Origin of the sequence: Proteus sp. fly-1067, from assembly GCF_040139345.1 — a bacterium.
Taxonomy (GTDB): Bacteria; Pseudomonadota; Gammaproteobacteria; order Enterobacterales; family Enterobacteriaceae; genus Proteus; species Proteus vulgaris_B.
In genome coordinates, this window is the sequence record NZ_JBEEUL010000120.1 from 1 (window position 1) to 676 (window position 676).

Genomic DNA, 676 nt, shown 5'->3' on the forward strand with positions numbered 1-676 from the left:
GCCTTCTAAGATAGCAAGATGGCCATTAAGATTACTGTCTGCATAGGCAAACGGGTTTTGCAGTGAGTAACGAACGCCTGCCTGAGCAGCAAGATGGATCACTCTATCAAACCCTTCTTGAGTACACAGTACCACCACTTTTTCACGCTCAGTAATATCGAGAGGAATAAAGCGAAAATGCGGGTATTGCTCAAGGAGATGTAAACGAGATTGTTTAAGCCCCTGATCGTAATAAGCATTCATGTTGTCGATCCCAACAACTTCATGCCCACTCTCCAATAAACGCTGACATAGCCTAAAACCAATAAACCCTGCACTGCCAGTAACTAAGTATTTCATGTTAATTGTCTTCTAGCGTTGAGCGATTGGTGCAAGCTCACAACAAGCTGCACCTCAAATTATTTAGAGTATAAAAATAATATTAAGGCTTTACTTCATAAATTTAGCAATCTATACTTCTTGCAAATTTTCTTAGGAGATAATTACTTGGACAGTCAGAGTTGTAATAAAAATTTAAATTTACTGGCAAGTTATTAATTATCTATTCTATTAACTGCTTGCCACTAGTGACTAATAGGGTAGGCAGTATCCAGCGTTAACTCACTCGATACTCCTTTTTACAGTTGTTTACTATCAACAACTTAAGTTTTATTGCGAGTACAGATCATGAAGATCT

1 protein-coding gene is annotated in these 676 nt (G+C 37.9%); it reads right to left on the reverse strand.

From position 1 onward, the window contains the following. Positions 1 to 339: SDR family NAD(P)-dependent oxidoreductase (locus tag ABN217_RS19510; protein WP_349459891.1), on the reverse strand; the 339-nt coding region annotated here is incomplete at its 3' end. Between the last annotated feature and the right edge of the window lie 337 nt (positions 340 to 676).